A 16126-nucleotide genomic window follows, 5' to 3' on the forward strand; every position below is an offset into this window, starting at 1 on the left:
TAGAGAATCGTCGTCATGAACAGTGCACGACGGCAGGCCACCCGGCAGAAGCTCTTCCAGGCCGCGGTCACGCTCATCGCCGAGCAGGGTTTCTCCGCCACCACGGTCGACGAGATCGCCGAGCGCGCCGGGGTGGCCAAGGGCACCGTCTACTACAACTTCGCCAGCAAGAACGAGCTCTTCGAGGAGCTGCTGCGGCACGGCGTCGGCCTGCTGACGGCCTCCCTGCGGAAGGCGGGTGCCGACGTGACCGCCCGCGGCGGCAGCCACGTGGACGCGATCGACGCGATGATCCGGGCCGGGCTCGCCTTCATCGCCGAGTACCCGTCCTTCACGCAGCTGTACGTGGCCGAGCTGTGGCGGACCAACCGCGCCTGGCAGGACACGCTCATGGTGCTGCGCAAGGAGGCGGTCGCGGTCGTGGAACAGGCGTTGCGCGACGCGGTGGCGGCGGGCGAGCTCAGCGACGAGATCGACGTGCCGCTCACGGCGGCCGCGCTCTTCGGGATGGTGCTCGTCGCGGCGCTGGACTGGCTGTCCTTCCAGCCCGAGCGGTCGATCGACGACGTGCACGCGGCCCTGTCGCGGCTCCTGCAGGGACGGGTCGCGGGGCACGCCCGCGCCTGAACGCCGCACGACGGCGCGCCGCCCCGGCGCGGCCCGATCCCCCGTCGGGCCGTTCCGGGACGGCGCTCCGTGCACCCCCGCTCCGGCAAGGCGCGCGCCGTTCCGCCGCCCCGTGTCGGCGGTGCCGGTGCCGTGCCCTTCCGTTGCCTCCACCTTGGCGTCCGGGCCGGCCCGCGCTCATCCGCGCGGGTACTCAAGTGGGGGTCTGAGTACAGGTACTCATGACCGAGTCCTATCGCTCAAAGGCGGCGGCACTTTTCCGGGGGTTTTCGCCTGCTGGTCCTCGAGATCGAGTAAGTGAGGGTAACCATGTGTGAGTGAGTGTCGTTGTGAGAGTGTGAATCTGACGGAATGGGCGAAGACGCAGGGGTGCATCCGCAGACCGCGTATCGCTGGTTTCGTGAGGGGACGTTGCCGGTGCCGGCTCAGCGAGTCGGGCCGCGCACGATCCTGGTGAACATCGAGACCAACACCGCTCCGGAAGCGGTGGGCGGCCTGCGTCTGTATGCCCGCGTCTGCTCGCACGACCAGCGATCTGGAGCGGCAGTTGGTGCGGTTGTCCGCGTGGGCGGCCAGGGCGGGCGGCATGGTCGTCCGGGTCGAGTCCGAGATTGCGTCCGGCACGACCAGAGCGATCGTCGCGGGCATCGGACCGTCCAGGCCCGACCGGAGACTCCTGGGCGTGAGGGAACCCGCCCCCGCAACCCCGGACCGCGGACACGATCCGTGCCGCCGAACGCGGCGAGTACGCGGGCGACCAGGACACCCAAAACCGTTCGGGATGTCCTCAGCGACCAGGCACGGGTACAAGACTCGCTCCTGCTCACTGATCAGGAACGGTTCGGTAGCATCACCGCCCATGTCTGTACTTCCGCTCGTGTTCACCAGCGGCTGGGCGAGCGGGATCAACGCCTACGCCGTGGTCTTCCTGCTGGGCCTGATGGGCGTGACGGGCCTCAGCGACGAGGTGCCGCCGGCCCTGGAGCGCACCGACGTGCTGGTCGCCGCGGGGGTGCTGTTCCTCTGCGAGGCGGTCGCGGACAAGATCCCCTACGTCGACACCACCTGGGACGCGGTGCACACCGCGATCCGGCCGGTCGCCGGAGGCGTGGTGGCGGCCCTGCTGGCCGGGCAGGACGGCTCGCTGCCGCAGCTGGTGGCGGGCGCGGTCGGCGGGACGACGGCGCTGGTGAGCCACCTGGTGAAGGCCGGGATCCGGTTGGGGGTCAACACCTCGCCGGAACCCGCGAGCAACATCATGATCAGTCTCGCGGAGGACGTCGGTGTCGCCGCGATCGTCGTCTTCGCGCTGTTCCACCCGGTGGCGGCGGCGAGCATCGCGGCGGTGCTGCTCGTACTGGGCGTCGTCCTGGTGTTCTTCATACTGTCGCGCATCCGGCGCGCCTGGCAGCGCTGGACGGCCCGCAGGGAACGCCGCAAGGCCGGTCGCGGCGTTGTCGGTGGCTGGGGTTAGAGTCCCCTTCATGGCACGGATTGCGGTGATCGGCGCGGGGATGGGCGCCATGGCTGCCGCCGCCCGGCTCGCCACCGGCGGGCACCGGGTGGCGGTGTACGAGCGGACCGGCACCCACGGTGGCGGGGTGCGGCGGCTGGAGCGGGCGGGCTTCGGGTTCGACACCGGCCCGGGCCTGCTGCACCTGCCCGCGGTCTACCGCGACCTGTTCGTCAAGACCGGCAGGGAGAGCCTGGAGGGCAGCGTCACCCTGAGCCAGGTCGACCCGGCGAGCCGCCACGTCTTCTCCGACGGCACGTCCGTGTCGCTGCCCAACGCGTCACGCGGCGGAGTCGTCGCGGTGCTGGACGCGGCGCTCGGCGCCGGCGCGGGCGAGCGCTGGAGCGAGCTGCTGGTGCGGGCCCGGGAGGTCTGGGACGCCACGCGCCGCCCCCTGCTGGAGGACGCCCTCGCCCGGGATCCGGCCGCGCTCGGCCGCGATCCCTATCCGGCGCCTCCCGTGCGTCGGGGGCTGTTCCGGCGCGGTGCGCCCACCCTCGCCGACATCGCCCGGCGCGAACTGGACGACCCGCGGCTCGCCGCGCTCCTCGGCTCCTACGCCCTGGCGTACGGCTTCGACCCGCGCACCGCGCCCGGCAGCGCCACGGTGCTGCCGTACATGGAGCAGACCTTCGGCAGCTGGTACGTACGCGGCGGCATGCGGGCGCTCGCCGACGCCGTGCACGCCCGGTGCGTGGCGCGGAGGGTGGAGTTCCACCTCGGGGCCGAGGTTGCGGGGATCGTGGAGAAGGACGGCCGCGCGGCCGGGCTCGAACTCGCCGACGGCACAAGGGTGGAGGCCGACACCGTCGTCGCCGGTGCCGCCCCGTGGCTGCTGCCCCCACTGCTGTCGCACGGCGCCGGGGGCACCTGGCACGCCGACCGGATGTGGGACGGTGTCGGTCCCGGGCCCCGCTGCGAGGGCCCGGGGCGCCTCACGGTCTGCCTGGCGCTGCGCGGGGCCCGGCCCTCGGACGCCGTGCACCGTACGGTCGTCCACAGCGCGGACCCGGACGCCGAGGCGGCCGCCCTGGCGCACGGCGAGCTGTACGACCGCCCGACCGTCACGGTGCTGCGCCCCGACGACGACACCTTGCGGCCCGACGACGCCTCGGAGTCGGTCACCCTGAACGTCACGGTCCCGCCGCACGGCCCCTCGGGGGTGGACTGGCGGGCCCCGGGTCTGGCCGAGCGCGCCGCCGACGCGGTGCAGGCGGCCGCGGCCGCGGTGCTGCCCGGTCTGACGGACCGCCTGCTGTGGCGGGCCGTGCACACGCCCGCCGACACCGAGGAGGAGACGGGCACCCCGGGCGGCCGGCTCCCCCGCCCCGCCCTCGCCGGCGCGGACGGGGCGCATCTGCACCCCGGCAACCGGCTGCTCGTCCCCGGTCTGTATCTGGTGGGCGGCTGGTCCCACCCCGGTGGGGGCCTCGCCCACACCGGCATGTCCGGTGCCATCGCCGCCGACCTCATCATGGGCGGTCCGGGCGGCAGCCGCTGAGGCGCGCGCCGACGCCCGGACACCGGTGGCACCCCCTACGGTGATGCGATGGGCCGTCTGAACCACGACCGCCTGTGCTGCGGGATCGTCGCGCGGACCGGCTGCTGCGCTACGCCCTGGAGGGCGCGGACCTGACCTCCCCCGTACCCCCTGTCCCAGCTGGAACGCCGGCCAGTGGCTGCGGCATCCCGGGGGCGCCCAGCGCCGGGCCGAGGAGGTGGTGCGTGGCCCCGCGCCGGTGCCCGTGCCGGAGGGGAAGTTCCGCCTCCTCGCCCTGCTTGGACGACATGGACCCCGCCGTACTGGTTCCCCGGCTCACCGACGGCGCCGCCCGCCTCGCGGACACCCTGCGGGCTGCCGGGCCGGCCGCCCTGCCGTGGACGCCGGCTCGAACGGCACGGCGGCCTTCCACGCTCCCCCCCTCGACGAGTGGGTGGAACTCGCCTCGCTGCCGGTGCACTTGGGGCTCCATCCGTGGACGCGTGAACGGCTCGGCCCGGCCGCACCCGCCACCTCCACGCCACCGGCACCGCGCCGGCAGCGGCGGCCGCGCGGGTGGTCTGCTTGACCCGCGTGGTCATCATCTGGCGCCGCGCGCACGGAAGGCGGCCGTCGCGGTGCGCGGCCCGCCGCTCGAACTGCTGCCGCTGGTCCACCGGCGGCGGCCCCCGGTCCTCGGCGACGCCGGGCTGCCGGACTTCCGGCTGGAGTGGGTCGGCCTCGGCTGACGGGCGCGCCGCGGGCGCTAGTTGTAGCGGTAGGGGTCGTAGGGGTCGTACTGGCCCTGGCCCTGACCCTGCTGCTGGCCCTGTTGGTCGTAGGTGTTCTGCTGCTGCGGGATGTAGGGCTGCTGCTCCCCGCCCTGCTGCGGCACCCACACGCCGCCCGCCGGGGTGTCGTAGCCGTACTGCTGCTGCTGAGGGGCGCCCTGGCCCTGGTATGGGTCCTCGTAGCCGCCCGCGTAAGTGCCGTAGGCCGTCTGCTGCTGCTCCCAGCCACCGTTCTGCTGCTGTCCGTAGGCCTCGTACGAGGCGGCGGGCTGCTGTTGCTGCTGCTGCCCGCCGTTCCAGTCGCCGTAGCCTGTGGTGGCGTCGTAGTTCTGGTATCCGGCGCCGGCTCCGGCGTAGGGGTCCTGGGTGTAGTTCGGCTGTCCGTTGTACATCGGGTACTCGCCGCTGTCCTCGTGCATGGGCATGGGCTGGTACACCTGCGTGGAGTCCATCCCGGCGGGTGCCGCGGCGGCCGGGCCGCCGGTGGCGTAGCTGTCGTAGGACTGCCCGACGCCCACACCGGCCGGGGCCTCGTTGATGGGCTCCTCGTACGGCGTCGCCAGGTCGTCGGCCTGCGCCTCGTCGCGCTGCGCGTCCCGGCCCCGGCGGCCGGCGGCACGGCGCGGCAGCGGCGGCGCCTCCTCGTCGTCCTGGTCGGCGTCCTCCTTGGGGGACCGCAGGGCCCAACCCTCGACGAAGCCGCGGCGGTAGGAGAGCGTGACGAAGGTCTGGCCTGCGCCGAAGGCGACCGCGCCGACCACGATGACCAGCACCGAGGGCAGATTGACGCCCAGGACGACGCCAAGGAACCCCGCGAAGGCCAGCAGCCGCCACCTCAGCCGCGCCTTGTACTGCAGGAGCACTTCACCGAGCAGCCACAGCGCGACCACCCCGAAGGCGATGTAGAGCACTGTGTAGGCCATGAGCGCACTTCCTCACCGTTCACCGTCGTCGGCCCACAGGGGCGGCGGGTCCGCCCTCACGACCTCTGGTGCAGTCCCAGATTCTCGTAGATTTCCAACGACGCCGTGGAGTGATTAAGGGTAATGAAGTGCAGCCCCGGGATGTCCTCGGCCATCAGCCGCCGGCACATCTCCGTCGCGTACTCGACCCCGATCGCCCGCACCGCGGCCGGATCGTCCTTGACCGCGAGGATACGGTCCGCGAGCTCCTGCGGGAAAGGCGCGTTGCCGAGCTGGGCGAAGCGCTCGATCTGCTTCACGTTCGTGACCGGCATGATCTCGGGGATGATCGGGGTCTCGCAGCCCGCCTTGCCGACCCGGTCGCGCAGGCGGAGGTAGTCCTCGGCGTTGAAGAACATCTGGGTGATGGCGTAGTCGGCGCCCGCCCGGCACTTCTCGACGAAGTGACGCGTATCACTTTCCCAGTCGGTCGAGCGGGGGTGCATCTCCGTGAAGGCGGCGACCCCCACGCAGAAGTCGCCCGACTCCTTGATGAGCCGGACCAGTTCGTAGGCGTAGTCCACGCCCTCCGGGTGCCGCAGCCACTCCCCCATGGGGTCGCCGGGCGGGTCGCCGCGCAGCGCGAGCATGTTGCGGATGCCCGCGTCCGCGTACTGGCCGATGATGTTGCGCAGCTCGGCGATGGAGTGGTTGACCGCGGTCAGGTGGGCCACCGGGGTCAGCGTGGTGTCGGAGGCGATCCGCTCCGTCGCCCGGACCGTGCCCTCACGGGACTTGCCGCCCGCGCCATAGGTGACGGAGACGAAGGTCGGACCCACCGCCTCGATGCGGCGGATCGCGTTCCACAGGGTCCGCTCGCCCTTCTCGGTCCTCGGTGCCATGAACTCGAAGGAGTACGAGCGCTCGCCGGAGGCCAGCAGCTCACGAATGGTGACCGCGTGATCGGTCCTGGTGGAGGCGGTTCCGAGGGCCATGCGCCTCAGGCTAACGGCGAGGGCCGGACCGTCCCAACAGATGAGGCCCGAATGTCCACCCCTTGGACATCCCGCACTCGCGGCACGAGACGGCCCCGCGCGGGCCCCGCTGCGCGCCGAGCGGCGCGGGTCGTCGCTCAGGCCTCGTACGAGCGCACCCGCTTGGCCAGCTCGGCCGCCGCGGCACCCGGCTCGGCCGCCTCGGTGACGGCCCGCACCACCACGATCCGGCGGGCCCCGGCGTCGAGCACCTGATCCACGTTGGACAGGTCGATCCCGCCGATCGCGAACCACGGCCGGTCCGTGCCCAGGCCGGCCGCGTACCGCACCAGGCCGAGGCCCGGCGCGGGCCGGCCGGGCTTGGTCGGGGTGGGCCACACCGGCCCGGTGCAGAAGTAGTCCGCACCGGGCTCCACGGGCCCCTGGCCTTCGGCATGGGGGACCCCGGCCGCGGCTGCCGCCTCGGACTCGGAGTGGCAGGACCGCCCGATGATCACCTCGTCGCCGAGGATCGCGCGGGCGGCCGGCACGGGCAGGTCGCCCTGGCCCAGGTGGAGGATGTCCGCCGCGGCCGCGTGCGCCACGTCGGCGCGGTCGTTCACCGCGAGCAGCCGGCCGTGCCGTCCGCACTCCTCCGAGAGGACCGCGAGGTACTCCAGCTCCTCGCGGGCCTCCAGTCCCTTGTCGCGCAGCTGGATGACGTCGACCCCGGAGGCCAGCACGGCGTCCGCGAACGCCGCGAACTCCTTCAGGCCGCCGTGGCGCTTGCGCGCGTCGGTGCACAGGTAAAGCCGGGCGTCGGCGAGCTGGGCACGGCTGCTCGTGCTCGTACGCGTGCTCATACGGGAGGGTCCCCCTCGGTGGCTGCGGCGTTGGCGGGTCGTTCGGTCAGACGGCGAGCGCCTGGGCGCGGCGCTTCACCTCGGTGCCGCGGTTGTCCCGCAGCGCCTGGACGGGGGTGCCGGGCAGGCTCTCGTCCGGGGTGAACAGCCACTCCAGGGCCTCTTCGTCGCTGAACCCGTCGTCCTTGAGCAGGGTGAGGGTGCCCGCGAGGCCCTTGACGATCTTCTCCTCGCCGATGAAGTCGGCGGGAACCATGAGCACCCGGTTCTCACCGCGGCGTACGGCGATGAGCTGGCCCTCCTTGATGAGCTGGCGGACCCGGGTCACCTCCACGCCGAGGCGCTCGGCGACGTCGGGGACGTACAGCCAGGAGGGGATGAGGGAGTCAATCTTTGCGTCGATCTCGGTCACAGGACAAGCGTGCCATCCCGGACCGACACCATGGAACCGCTCACGCCACCCGTTGCTCCGTCCTGACGGGTCCGCCACGCCTCCGGCACCACCACGGGTGTCAGACGACCGCGGCCCGTAGCTGCACCGCAGGGTCGGTGGCCAGGGCACCGTCGAGGTGGGCGCCGCGCCCGATGAGCTTGCGGGCCTGCGCCAGGTCGCGGGGCCGGCCCACGGCGAACAGCGCGACCAACTGGCCGTCGCGCAGCCACAGCACCGACCAGGCGGGCCCGTCCGGGTCCCCGCGCAGCAGCATGCGGTCGCAGTCCCCGTGGTGCCCGGCGTACTGCACGAAGCGCCCGAACTGCTCCGACCAGAAGTAGGGGACGGGGTCGTAGGGCTCGTCGCCGCCCAGGATGTTCGCGGCGGCCGTGCGCGGTCCCTGCACGGCGTTGTCCCAGTGGTGGATCAGCAGCCGCTCCCCGTACCGCGCCGAGGGGAAGGAGGCGCAGTCCCCCACGGCGTACACGTCCGGCACCGAGGTGCGCAGCCGGTCGTCGGCGAGGACCGAGCGGTCCGGCCCCAGCTCGACGCCGGAACCGGCCAGCCACCCGGTGGCGGGCCGGGCGCCGATACCGATGACGACCGCCTCGGCGGCGAGCACGCTGCCGTCGGCCAGGCGCACCGCGCCCGGTTCGACGGAGGAGACCACCGCGCCGGTGCGCAGCTCCACGCCCTCCTCCGCGTACCAGCCGCGCATCCGTTCGGCGATGTGCTCGGGCAGCACCCCGGCGAGCGGATGGCCGGCGGCCTCGACGACGGTCACCTCGCACCCGGCGTGACGTGCCGCCGTGGCGAACTCCGCGCCGATCCAGCCCGCGCCGACCACCACGACCCGGCGCCGGCCCTCCAGCACCGGGCGCAGCGCGGTGGCGTCGTCCAGGGTCCGCAGCACATGCACCCCCGGCGTGCCCTCGCTGCCCGGCAGCATGAGGGGCTCGGCGCCGCTGGCCAGGACGAGCTTGTCGTAGCCGACCGGGCCGGCGTCGGTGTGGACCTGCCGCTCGCCGGGGCGCAGGGCGCTCGCGTGCCGCCCGAGCAGCAGTTCGACGCCGATGCCCGCGAAGTCGACGTCCAGCGCCGGGCCCTCCTCGGCGCCGAAGAGCACCCCCTTGGACAGCGGCGGCCGGTCGTAGGGGGCGTGCGGCTCCGCGCCGATCAGCGTGATCGCCCCGCCCCACCCCTGCTCGCGCAGGGACACGGCGGTCTGCACCCCGGCCATTCCTGCCCCTACGACGACGACGCGCTGTTCACTGCTGCTGGTCACGCGATCACGGTAACGCCGCGGGGCGTCGCCCGCCGGTACCCGTGCCCTACTCGCCGCGGACGGTGCGTACTAAGGTGGGCCGGGAACACTCGCGGGAGCCCGGCGCACCGGGCTGAGAGGGCGGCTGGAGCGGCCGCCGACCGTACGAACCTGATCCGGGTCATGCCGGCGAAGGGAGGAGCGGGAACATCATGCACCGTCATGACGTCGTCGTGGTCGGCGGCGGGATCATCGGACTGGTCACCGCGTGGCGGGCCGGCCTGCGCGGCCTGCGCACGGCGGTCGCGGACCCCGAACCGGGCGGCGGCGCAGCCCAGGTGGCCGCGGGGATGCTGGCCCCTGTCACCGAGGTGCAGTACGGCGAGCAGGCGCTGCTCGAGCTCAACCTCGCGGCGGCGCGCCGCTATCCGTCCTTCGTGGCCGAGCTGGAGGAGACCACCGGTCTCGGCCTCGGCTACCGCACCTGCGGCACCCTCGCCGTCGCCCTCGACGCCGACGACCGCGCACAGCTGCGCGAACTCCACGCCTTCCAGCAGTCCCTGGGCCTCGCCTCGGAGTGGCTCGGCGGCCGTGAGTGCCGCCGCCTGGAGCCGATGCTCTCCCCCGGCGTGCACGGCGGGCTGCGGGTCGACGGCGACCACCAGATCGACCCCCGGCGGCTGGCCGCGGCGCTGGTGCGCGCCTGCGAGCTGTCCGGGGTGGAGTTCCGGCGGTCGCGGGTGGCCCGGGTGGACGTCAGGGGCGACCGCGCCCACGGGGTGGTCCTGGAGGACGGCACCCGGGTCACCGCCGGGCAGGTGGTGCTGGCCGCCGGAAGCCTCAGCGGCCGCGTCGGGGGGCTGCCCGCACGGGCACTGCCGCCCGTACGGCCGGTGAAGGGGCAGGTGCTGCGGCTGCGGGTGCCCGCGGCGTACGCGCCGTTCCTGTCACGGACGGTTCGGGCCGTGGTGCGCGGCGGCCACGTCTACCTGGTGCCGCGCGAGAACGGCGAACTGGTCGTCGGCGCCACCAGCGAGGAGATGGGCTGGGACACCACCGTCACCGCCGGCGGGGTGTACGAACTGCTCCGCGACGCCCACGCATTGCTGCCCGGCATCACCGAACTCCCGCTGGCCGAGACGCGGGCGGGACTGCGTCCCGGCACGCCCGACAACGCCCCGCTGCTCGGCCGCGGCGCGCTGGACGGACTGGTGCTCGCCACCGGCCACCACCGCAACGGCGTCCTGCTGACCCCGCTGACCGGCGACGTGATGGCCGAGGTCCTCACCGGGTCGGAGGTCCCCGCACCGGCCCGGCCCTTCTCCCCCGACCGCTTCGCCCTCCAGGAGCAGCACGCATGACCGCGCCCCTCCTTCTGTCCGTCTCCGTCAACGGCGAGGCCCGGGAGGTCGCCGAGGGCGTCACCCTCGACCGCCTCGTCGCGACCCTGACCGCCGCTCCTTCCGGAGTGGCGGCCGCCCTCAACGAGACCGTCGTCCCCCGCGCCCAGTGGCAGGCGACCGCGCTCCGCGACGGCGACCGCGTCGAGGTGCTCACCGCGGTCCAGGGAGGCTGACCCCATGGCCGACGACCCGCTGACCATCGGCAATACCACCTTCGGCTCCCGGCTGATCATGGGCACGGGCGGTGCGCCCAGCCTGGAGATCATGGAGCAGGCGCTGCTCGCCTCCGGCACCGAGCTGACCACGGTCGCCATGCGGCGGCTGGACCCCACGGTCAAGGGCTCCGTGCTGTCCGTGCTCACCCGGCACGGCATCCGCGTACTGCCGAACACCGCCGGGTGCTACACCGCCGGCGAGGCCGTGCTCACCGCGCGCCTGGCACGCGAGGCGATCGGCACGGACTGGGTGAAGCTGGAGGTCATCGCCGACGAGCGCACCCTGCTGCCGGACCCGGTGGAGCTGCTGGACGCGGCGGAGACCCTCGTGGACGACGGCTTCACGGTGCTGCCCTACACCAGCGACGATCCGGTGCTCGCCCGGAAGCTGGAGGACGTGGGCTGTGCGGCGATCATGCCTCTGGGCTCGCCCATCGGATCGGGGCTCGGCATTCGCAACCCGCACAACTTCGAGCTGATCGTCGAGCGGGCGACCGTGCCGGTGATCCTGGACGCGGGGGCGGGGACGGCCTCGGACGCGGCCCTGGCGATGGAGCTGGGCTGCGCGGCCGTCATGCTGGCCTCCGCCGTCACACGGGCGAGGGAACCGGTGCTCATGGCGGAGGCCATGCGGCACGCCGTCGAGGCCGGGCGCCTGGCGTACCGGGCGGGGCGTATCCCCCGCCGCCACCACGCGACCGCGTCCTCCCCCGCTGTGGGTCTCGCCACGTTCGACCCCGAACGCCCCGCCTTCGGCGCCTCCTGACGAGCGGCCCGGCGTACGGCGGCGACCTGCGCGGGACCGCCCCGGAACCGCGGCGGGGCGGGGCAGTACCCGCCAGGGACACCGCCACCGCGCCGGGTCACGGGGCGGTTGCGGTACCGCACGGGTGGGGTACAACCTGCGCGGGTTAGCCCAGAAGGGTCATGTCGGCACCGTAAACTGCACCTTCGTGGACAGGACGCTTCAGGACCCGCTGGTCGGGCAGACGCTCGACGGCCGCTACCGGGTGGAGTCCCGGATCGCGGTCGGCGGCATGGCGACGGTGTACCGGGCACTGGACATCCGCCTGGACCGGGTGCTGGCCCTGAAGGTCATGCACCCCGCCCTCTTGGCCGAGCCCGGCTTCGTGGAGCGCTTCATCCGCGAGGCGAAGACGGTGGCACGCCTCGACCACCCCAACGTGGTGCAGGTCTACGACCAGGGCACCGACGGCACCTACGTGTACCTGGCCATGGAGTACATCGCGGGCTGCACCCTCCGCGACGTGCTGCGCGACCGCGGCGCCCTGCCGCCGCGCGCCGCGCTGGACATCCTGGAGCCCGTGCTGGCCGCGCTCGGCGCGGCGCACCGGGCAGGGCTGGTGCACCGCGACATGAAGCCGGAGAACGTCCTCATAGGGGACGACGGCCGGGTCAAGGTGGCGGACTTCGGCCTGGTCAGGGTCGCGGGCACCCACACCGACACCTCCGCGAGCGGCGTCCTCGGCACGGTCTCGTACATGGCGCCGGAGCAGGTCGAGAACCTCACGGCCGACGAGCGCACCGATGTGTACGCCTGCGGAGTGCTGCTCTACGAGATGCTCACCGGCCGCAAGCCGCACAGCGGCCGGACCCCGGTGCAGGTGATCCACCAGCTCGTGAACGAGGACGTGCCCGCCCCCTCCGCGGCCTCCCCCGGGCTGCCCCCGCAACTGGACGCGCTGGTCGCCGAGGCGACCGCGCGCGTCGCCGCCCGGCGTCCGGCCGACGCCGCGGAGCTGCTGCGGCGGCTGCACGCGGTGCGCCGGCTCATGACACCGGAGCAGATCGACCTGGTGCCGCCGGCCGCGCGGATCCCCGCGCCGGGTCCCGCGGCACCGGCCGGCTCCGAGGAGCCGACGACGGTGGTGCACCGCACCGCGCGGCTGGAGCTGCCGCCCGAGCCGACCCGGCACCAACCCCGGACGGTCGCCGGGCCGGGGGCCCGGCGCCGCCGGCGTCCCGGGGTGATCGCCCTGGTGACGGCCCTGCTGCTGATCGTCGGCGTCGGCGCGGGCGTCTGGTACATCAACGACGGCCAGTTCACCAGGACGCCCGCCGTCGTCGGGCTGCCGCAGGCGCAGGCGGAGCGCCAGTTGCGCGACGCCGGGCTGCGGGTCGAGGTCGTCGAGGCGTTCGACCCGACCATGACCAAGGGCAAGGTGGCCTCCACCGACCCGGGCACCGGCGAGCGCATCCGGGACAACGGCACGGTGACGATCACCGTGTCCAAGGGCCCGGAGCGGGTGAAGGTCCCCGGCGTCGTGGGCGAGGAGCTGGCGGAGGCGAGGCGGCGTCTGAAGGCCGCGGGCCTGAGCCCGGGGACCGTGACCCGGGAGTTCAGCGACGAGATTCCGCAGGGCCGGGTGATCTCCACCGACCCCGGTTCGGGAGCGAGCCGGCGGCCGGACTCGGCCGTGTCGCTGGTGGTGAGCAAGGGCGTGCCCGTCGACGCCCCCGACGTGATCGGGCAGCCGCTGGAGGACGCCCGCCGGCAGCTGGAGGACGCCGGGCTGCGGGTGAAGGTCGACCCGCGGCGGGTCTACTCCGACCAGGCGGACGAGGGCGCCGTCGCCGGGCAGACGCCCGGCCCCAACACGCGGCTGGCGGGCGGGGACACGGTCACGCTGAAGGTCTCCAAGGGCCAGCAGATGGTCGAGGTCCCGGACGTGGAAGGCTTGGCCGTCGACGAGGCGAAGGCGAAGCTGGAGGCCGCGGGCTTCGACGTCCGCGTGATCCAGTTCTTCTTCACCGGTCAGGTCAACAACCAGTCGCCGGCCGGCGGCACCGAGGCACCGAAGGGCAGCACGATCACACTGTGGGTGCGATAGCCACCTCCGACGGCGGTGCCGTGGCGCTCCGCAACCCCGTCGGCGCTCATGTCGCCGTGGCCGGGGGCCTGGCGACCACCGGGCTGGCGGAGGCCGCGCGGATGGGCGCCGAGACCGTGCAGGTCTTCGTCGCCAACCCGCGCGGGTGGGCGACCCCGCCCGGCAGTCCGCGGCAGGACGAGGAGTTCCGCGAGCGCTGCGCCGCTCAGGGCGTCCCCGCGTACGTCCACGCGCCGTACCTGATCAACTTCGGCTCGCACACCGCAGCGACCGTCGATCACTCGGTGGACTCCCTGCGCCACTCGCTGCGCCGCGGGCGGGCGATCGGCGCACTCGGCACCGTCGTGCACACCGGGTCGGCGACCGGCGGCCGTTCCCGGGCCACGGCGCTGGCGCAGGTACGGGAGCGGATGCTGCCGCTGCTGGAGGAGCTGACGCGCGACGACGACCCGTGGCTGCTGCTGGAGCCGACCGCGGGGCAGGGGTTCTCGCTCTGCTCGCTGGTGGAGGACCTGGGCCCGTACTTCGACGCCCTGGACCACCATCCGCTGCTGGGGGTCTGCCTGGACACCTGCCATGTGTTCGCGGCCGGGCACGACCTCGCGGCGGCGGGCGGGGTCAAGGCCGTGCTGGACGAGCTGGTGGCGACGGTCGGCGAGGGGCGGCTGAAGCTGATCCACGCCAACGACTCCAAGGACGTCGCCGGCGCCCACAAGGACCGCCACGAGAACATCGGCGCCGGTCACATCGGTGCCGCCGCCTTCGGGGAACTGTTCCGGCACCCCGCCACGCGGGGCGTGCCGCTGATCGTGGAGACGCCGAACGGCGGCCCCAAGGGCACCGGGATGGCGACGGACGTGGCCGTGCTGAAGTCGCTGCGCCCGGCCTGACCGGACCACCGGGGAATACCCCAGGGGGGTATACGGTTGGGCCGGAAGCACCGCACGACGACACCCGCACTCATCCCTGGGGGACGAAGGATGCAGCACGTCGAACACTCCCACCATGAACAGCACGCGCAGCACGAAGCCGCGCACCACGGGCACCACCAGGCCACGCGCCACGAGCACCACTCCGGCCCGGCCTCCTGGGGTACCGCCGTCCAGGCCACGCTGCACTGCCTCACCGGCTGTGCGATCGGCGAGGTCCTCGGCATGGCGATCGGCACGGCCCTCGGCTGGCACAACGTCCCGACGATGGTCCTGGCGATCGTGCTGGCCTTCGCCTTCGGCTACTCGCTCACCATGCGCGGCGTCCTGCGGGCCGGCCTGGACCTGCGCAGCGCGGTGCGGGTGGCGCTAGCCGCCGACACCGTCTCGATCGTCTTCATGGAACTCGCGGACAACGGGACGATTTTGCTCTTCCCGGGCGCGATGGACGCGACGCTGTCGGAAGGGCTGTTCTGGTTCAGCCTCGCGCTGGCCTTCGCGGTCGCCTTCCTGGTGACCACACCCGTCAACAAGTGGATGATCGGCCGCGGCAAGGGCCACGCGGTCGTCCACCGGTACCACTGATCCGGCGGCGGGAGCCCGGCGGCAACGGCTACGGCTACAACTCCGGGCCGTCGCCGGGCTCCTCCTGGTAGGAGTAGCGCTGCTCGGTCCACGGGTCGCCGAGGTTGTGGTAGCCGCGCTCCTCCCAGAAGCCGCGGCGGTCGGACGTCATGTACTCCACGCCGCGCACCCACTTGGGGCCCTTCCAGGCGTAGAGGTGGGGCACGATCAGCCGGACCGGGAAGCCGTGCTCCGCGGTCAGCGGCTCGCCGCCGCGATGGGTCGCGAATATCGACTTGGGGTCGGCGAAGTCCGCCAGCCGCAGGTTGGAACTGAAGCCGTACTCGGCCCACACCATGACGTGCGTGACGTCCGGCGCGGGCGGCGCCAGCCGCAGGATCTCGGCGGCGCGGACACCGCCCCACTCGACTCCGAGCATGCTGAACTTGGTCACACAGTGGAAGTCACCCATGACCGTGGTGTAGGGCAGCGCCGTGAACTCCTCATGGCCCCAGGCGACCTTGCCGCCGTCCGCCGTGGCGCCGAAGACCTGGAACTCCCACCGTTCGGGCTTGAACCTGGGTACCGGACCGTAGTGGGTGACCGGCCAGCCCCGCTGAAGCCGCTGTCCGGGAGGAAGCTCCCCTTCGCGGCGTTCGGACTGACCCATGCGTCCATGGTGACAGACCGGACGCAGTGCTACCGACCAGCACCCGGGCAAAGTACGGCAACCCGGGCCGGCGGAGTAAGCGTGGGCTTACTGGATCGCTTCCACCGGCGGTGCGAAGATGCGCCCATCGTGTGGATTCCTCCCGAAAGGACGGGCTTGCCATGCAGGGCGACCCCGAGGTCATCGAGTTCCTGAACGAGCAGCTGACGGGCGAGCTGACGGCGATCAACCAGTACTTCCTGCACGCCAAGATGCAGGAGAACCTCGGCTGGACGAAGCTCGCCCAGTACACCCGGCACGAGTCCTTCGACGAGATGAAGCACGCCGAGGTGCTGACCGACCGCATCCTCTTCCTCGAGGGGCTGCCGAACTACCAGCGGCTCTTCCATGTCCGAGTGGGTCAGACCGTCACCGAGATGTTCCAGGCCGACCGCCAGGTCGAGGTCGAGGCGATCGACCGCCTCCGGCGCGGCATCGAGGTCATGCGGGCCAAGGGCGACATCACCTCGGCCAACATCTTCGAGGACATCCTCGCCGACGAGGAGCACCACATCGACTACCTGGACACCCAGCTCGAGCTCATCGAGAAGCTCGGGGAGCCGCTGTACATCGCGCAGGTGATCGAGCAGCCCGACAGCTGAACGTC

General features: G+C 73.0%; 16 protein-coding genes, 1 pseudogene and 1 riboswitch. Of the genes and pseudogenes, 11 read left to right on the forward strand and 6 right to left on the reverse strand.

Features of this window, described 5'->3' with window-relative positions:
* The first annotated feature begins 15 nt into the window (after window positions 1-15).
* The 4 genes and pseudogenes from AC3EUJ_RS06355 to AC3EUJ_RS06370 all read left to right on the forward strand — a co-directional run bounded on the left by AC3EUJ_RS06355 (window position 16) and on the right by AC3EUJ_RS06370 (window position 3641).
* Complete coding sequence (locus tag AC3EUJ_RS06355; RefSeq protein ID WP_431959974.1) at window positions 16-627, forward strand: TetR/AcrR family transcriptional regulator; 612 nt, start codon at window positions 16-18, stop codon at window positions 625-627.
* Window positions 628-1245: 618 nt separating this feature from the next.
* Window positions 1246-1458, forward strand: a pseudogene (locus tag AC3EUJ_RS06360) (IS200/IS605 family accessory protein TnpB-related protein); the annotation flags it as partial.
* Window positions 1459-1486: 28 nt separating this feature from the next.
* Entirely contained in the window at window positions 1487-2101 is a 615-nt protein-coding gene (locus AC3EUJ_RS06365) for a DUF4126 domain-containing protein (protein ID WP_431959975.1), read from the forward strand.
* Window positions 2102-2111: 10 nt separating this feature from the next.
* On the forward strand, window positions 2112-3641 hold the full coding sequence (locus AC3EUJ_RS06370; protein ID WP_431959976.1) for a phytoene desaturase family protein: 1530 nt from the start codon (window positions 2112-2114) through the stop codon (window positions 3639-3641).
* A gap of 745 nt (window positions 3642-4386) precedes the next feature.
* Here AC3EUJ_RS06370 and AC3EUJ_RS06375 read toward each other — a convergent pair.
* From AC3EUJ_RS06375 to AC3EUJ_RS06395, 5 genes are all read right to left on the reverse strand, one after another.
* The gene (locus AC3EUJ_RS06375) at window positions 4387-5334 is read right to left on the reverse strand and encodes a hypothetical protein (protein WP_431959977.1); all 948 of its coding nucleotides are present in this window, start codon (window positions 5332-5334) and stop codon (window positions 4387-4389) included.
* 56 nt (window positions 5335-5390) lie between these two features.
* The gene (gene metF / locus AC3EUJ_RS06380) at window positions 5391-6308 is read right to left on the reverse strand and encodes a methylenetetrahydrofolate reductase [NAD(P)H] (RefSeq protein WP_431959978.1); all 918 of its coding nucleotides are present in this window, start codon (window positions 6306-6308) and stop codon (window positions 5391-5393) included.
* A gap of 137 nt (window positions 6309-6445) precedes the next feature.
* Window positions 6446-7150, reverse strand: coding sequence for a thiamine phosphate synthase (gene thiE, locus AC3EUJ_RS06385; RefSeq protein WP_431959979.1), 705 nt, complete (start codon window positions 7148-7150; stop codon window positions 6446-6448).
* Between the two features lie 46 nt (window positions 7151-7196).
* The gene (locus tag AC3EUJ_RS06390; RefSeq protein WP_431959980.1) at window positions 7197-7562 is read right to left on the reverse strand and encodes an Rv2175c family DNA-binding protein; all 366 of its coding nucleotides are present in this window, start codon (window positions 7560-7562) and stop codon (window positions 7197-7199) included.
* Window positions 7563-7662: 100 nt separating this feature from the next.
* The gene (locus tag AC3EUJ_RS06395) at window positions 7663-8868 is read right to left on the reverse strand and encodes an NAD(P)/FAD-dependent oxidoreductase (protein ID WP_431959981.1); all 1206 of its coding nucleotides are present in this window, start codon (window positions 8866-8868) and stop codon (window positions 7663-7665) included.
* An 81-nt stretch (window positions 8869-8949) separates the two neighbouring features.
* A riboswitch (TPP riboswitch) is annotated at window positions 8950-9063 on the forward strand.
* On the opposite strand from AC3EUJ_RS06395, the gene thiO reads away from it, so the two are divergent.
* From thiO to AC3EUJ_RS06425, 6 genes are all read left to right on the forward strand, one after another.
* Window positions 9060-10208: a glycine oxidase ThiO gene (gene thiO, locus AC3EUJ_RS06400; protein WP_431959982.1), complete on the forward strand. Its 1149-nt coding sequence runs from the start codon at window positions 9060-9062 to the stop codon at window positions 10206-10208. It overlaps the preceding riboswitch by 4 nt.
* Window positions 10205-10423: a sulfur carrier protein ThiS gene (thiS, locus tag AC3EUJ_RS06405; protein ID WP_431959983.1), complete on the forward strand. Its 219-nt coding sequence runs from the start codon at window positions 10205-10207 to the stop codon at window positions 10421-10423. The genes thiO and thiS overlap by 4 nt, the downstream gene beginning before the upstream one ends.
* A gap of 4 nt (window positions 10424-10427) precedes the next feature.
* Window positions 10428-11231: a thiazole synthase gene (locus AC3EUJ_RS06410; protein WP_431959984.1), complete on the forward strand. Its 804-nt coding sequence runs from the start codon at window positions 10428-10430 to the stop codon at window positions 11229-11231.
* A gap of 187 nt (window positions 11232-11418) precedes the next feature.
* Window positions 11419-13317: a Stk1 family PASTA domain-containing Ser/Thr kinase gene (gene pknB / locus AC3EUJ_RS06415; protein WP_431959985.1), complete on the forward strand. Its 1899-nt coding sequence runs from the start codon at window positions 11419-11421 to the stop codon at window positions 13315-13317.
* Window positions 13305-14207, forward strand: a complete 903-nt coding sequence (locus AC3EUJ_RS06420) for a deoxyribonuclease IV (protein ID WP_431959986.1) — start codon at window positions 13305-13307, stop codon at window positions 14205-14207. Before pknB ends, AC3EUJ_RS06420 begins: the two co-directional genes overlap by 13 nt.
* Window positions 14208-14297: 90 nt before the next feature.
* Window positions 14298-14831 carry a DUF4396 domain-containing protein gene (locus AC3EUJ_RS06425; protein WP_431959987.1) on the forward strand — a complete coding sequence of 178 codons (534 nt, stop codon included), beginning with the start codon at window positions 14298-14300 and terminating at the stop codon, window positions 14829-14831.
* Window positions 14832-14865: 34 nt separating this feature from the next.
* Here the strand turns inward: AC3EUJ_RS06425 and AC3EUJ_RS06430 are convergent, their stop codons facing one another.
* The gene (locus AC3EUJ_RS06430; protein ID WP_431959988.1) at window positions 14866-15480 is read right to left on the reverse strand and encodes a sulfite oxidase-like oxidoreductase; all 615 of its coding nucleotides are present in this window, start codon (window positions 15478-15480) and stop codon (window positions 14866-14868) included.
* A gap of 161 nt (window positions 15481-15641) precedes the next feature.
* Here AC3EUJ_RS06430 and bfr point away from each other — a divergent pair, with 161 nt between their 5' ends.
* A complete protein-coding gene (gene bfr / locus AC3EUJ_RS06435; protein WP_431959989.1) occupies window positions 15642-16121 on the forward strand; it encodes a bacterioferritin in 480 nt (159 codons plus the stop codon).
* The last annotated feature ends 5 nt before the right edge of the window (window positions 16122-16126 follow it).

The sequence above is a fragment of the Actinacidiphila sp. bgisy160 genome, from assembly GCF_057707815.1.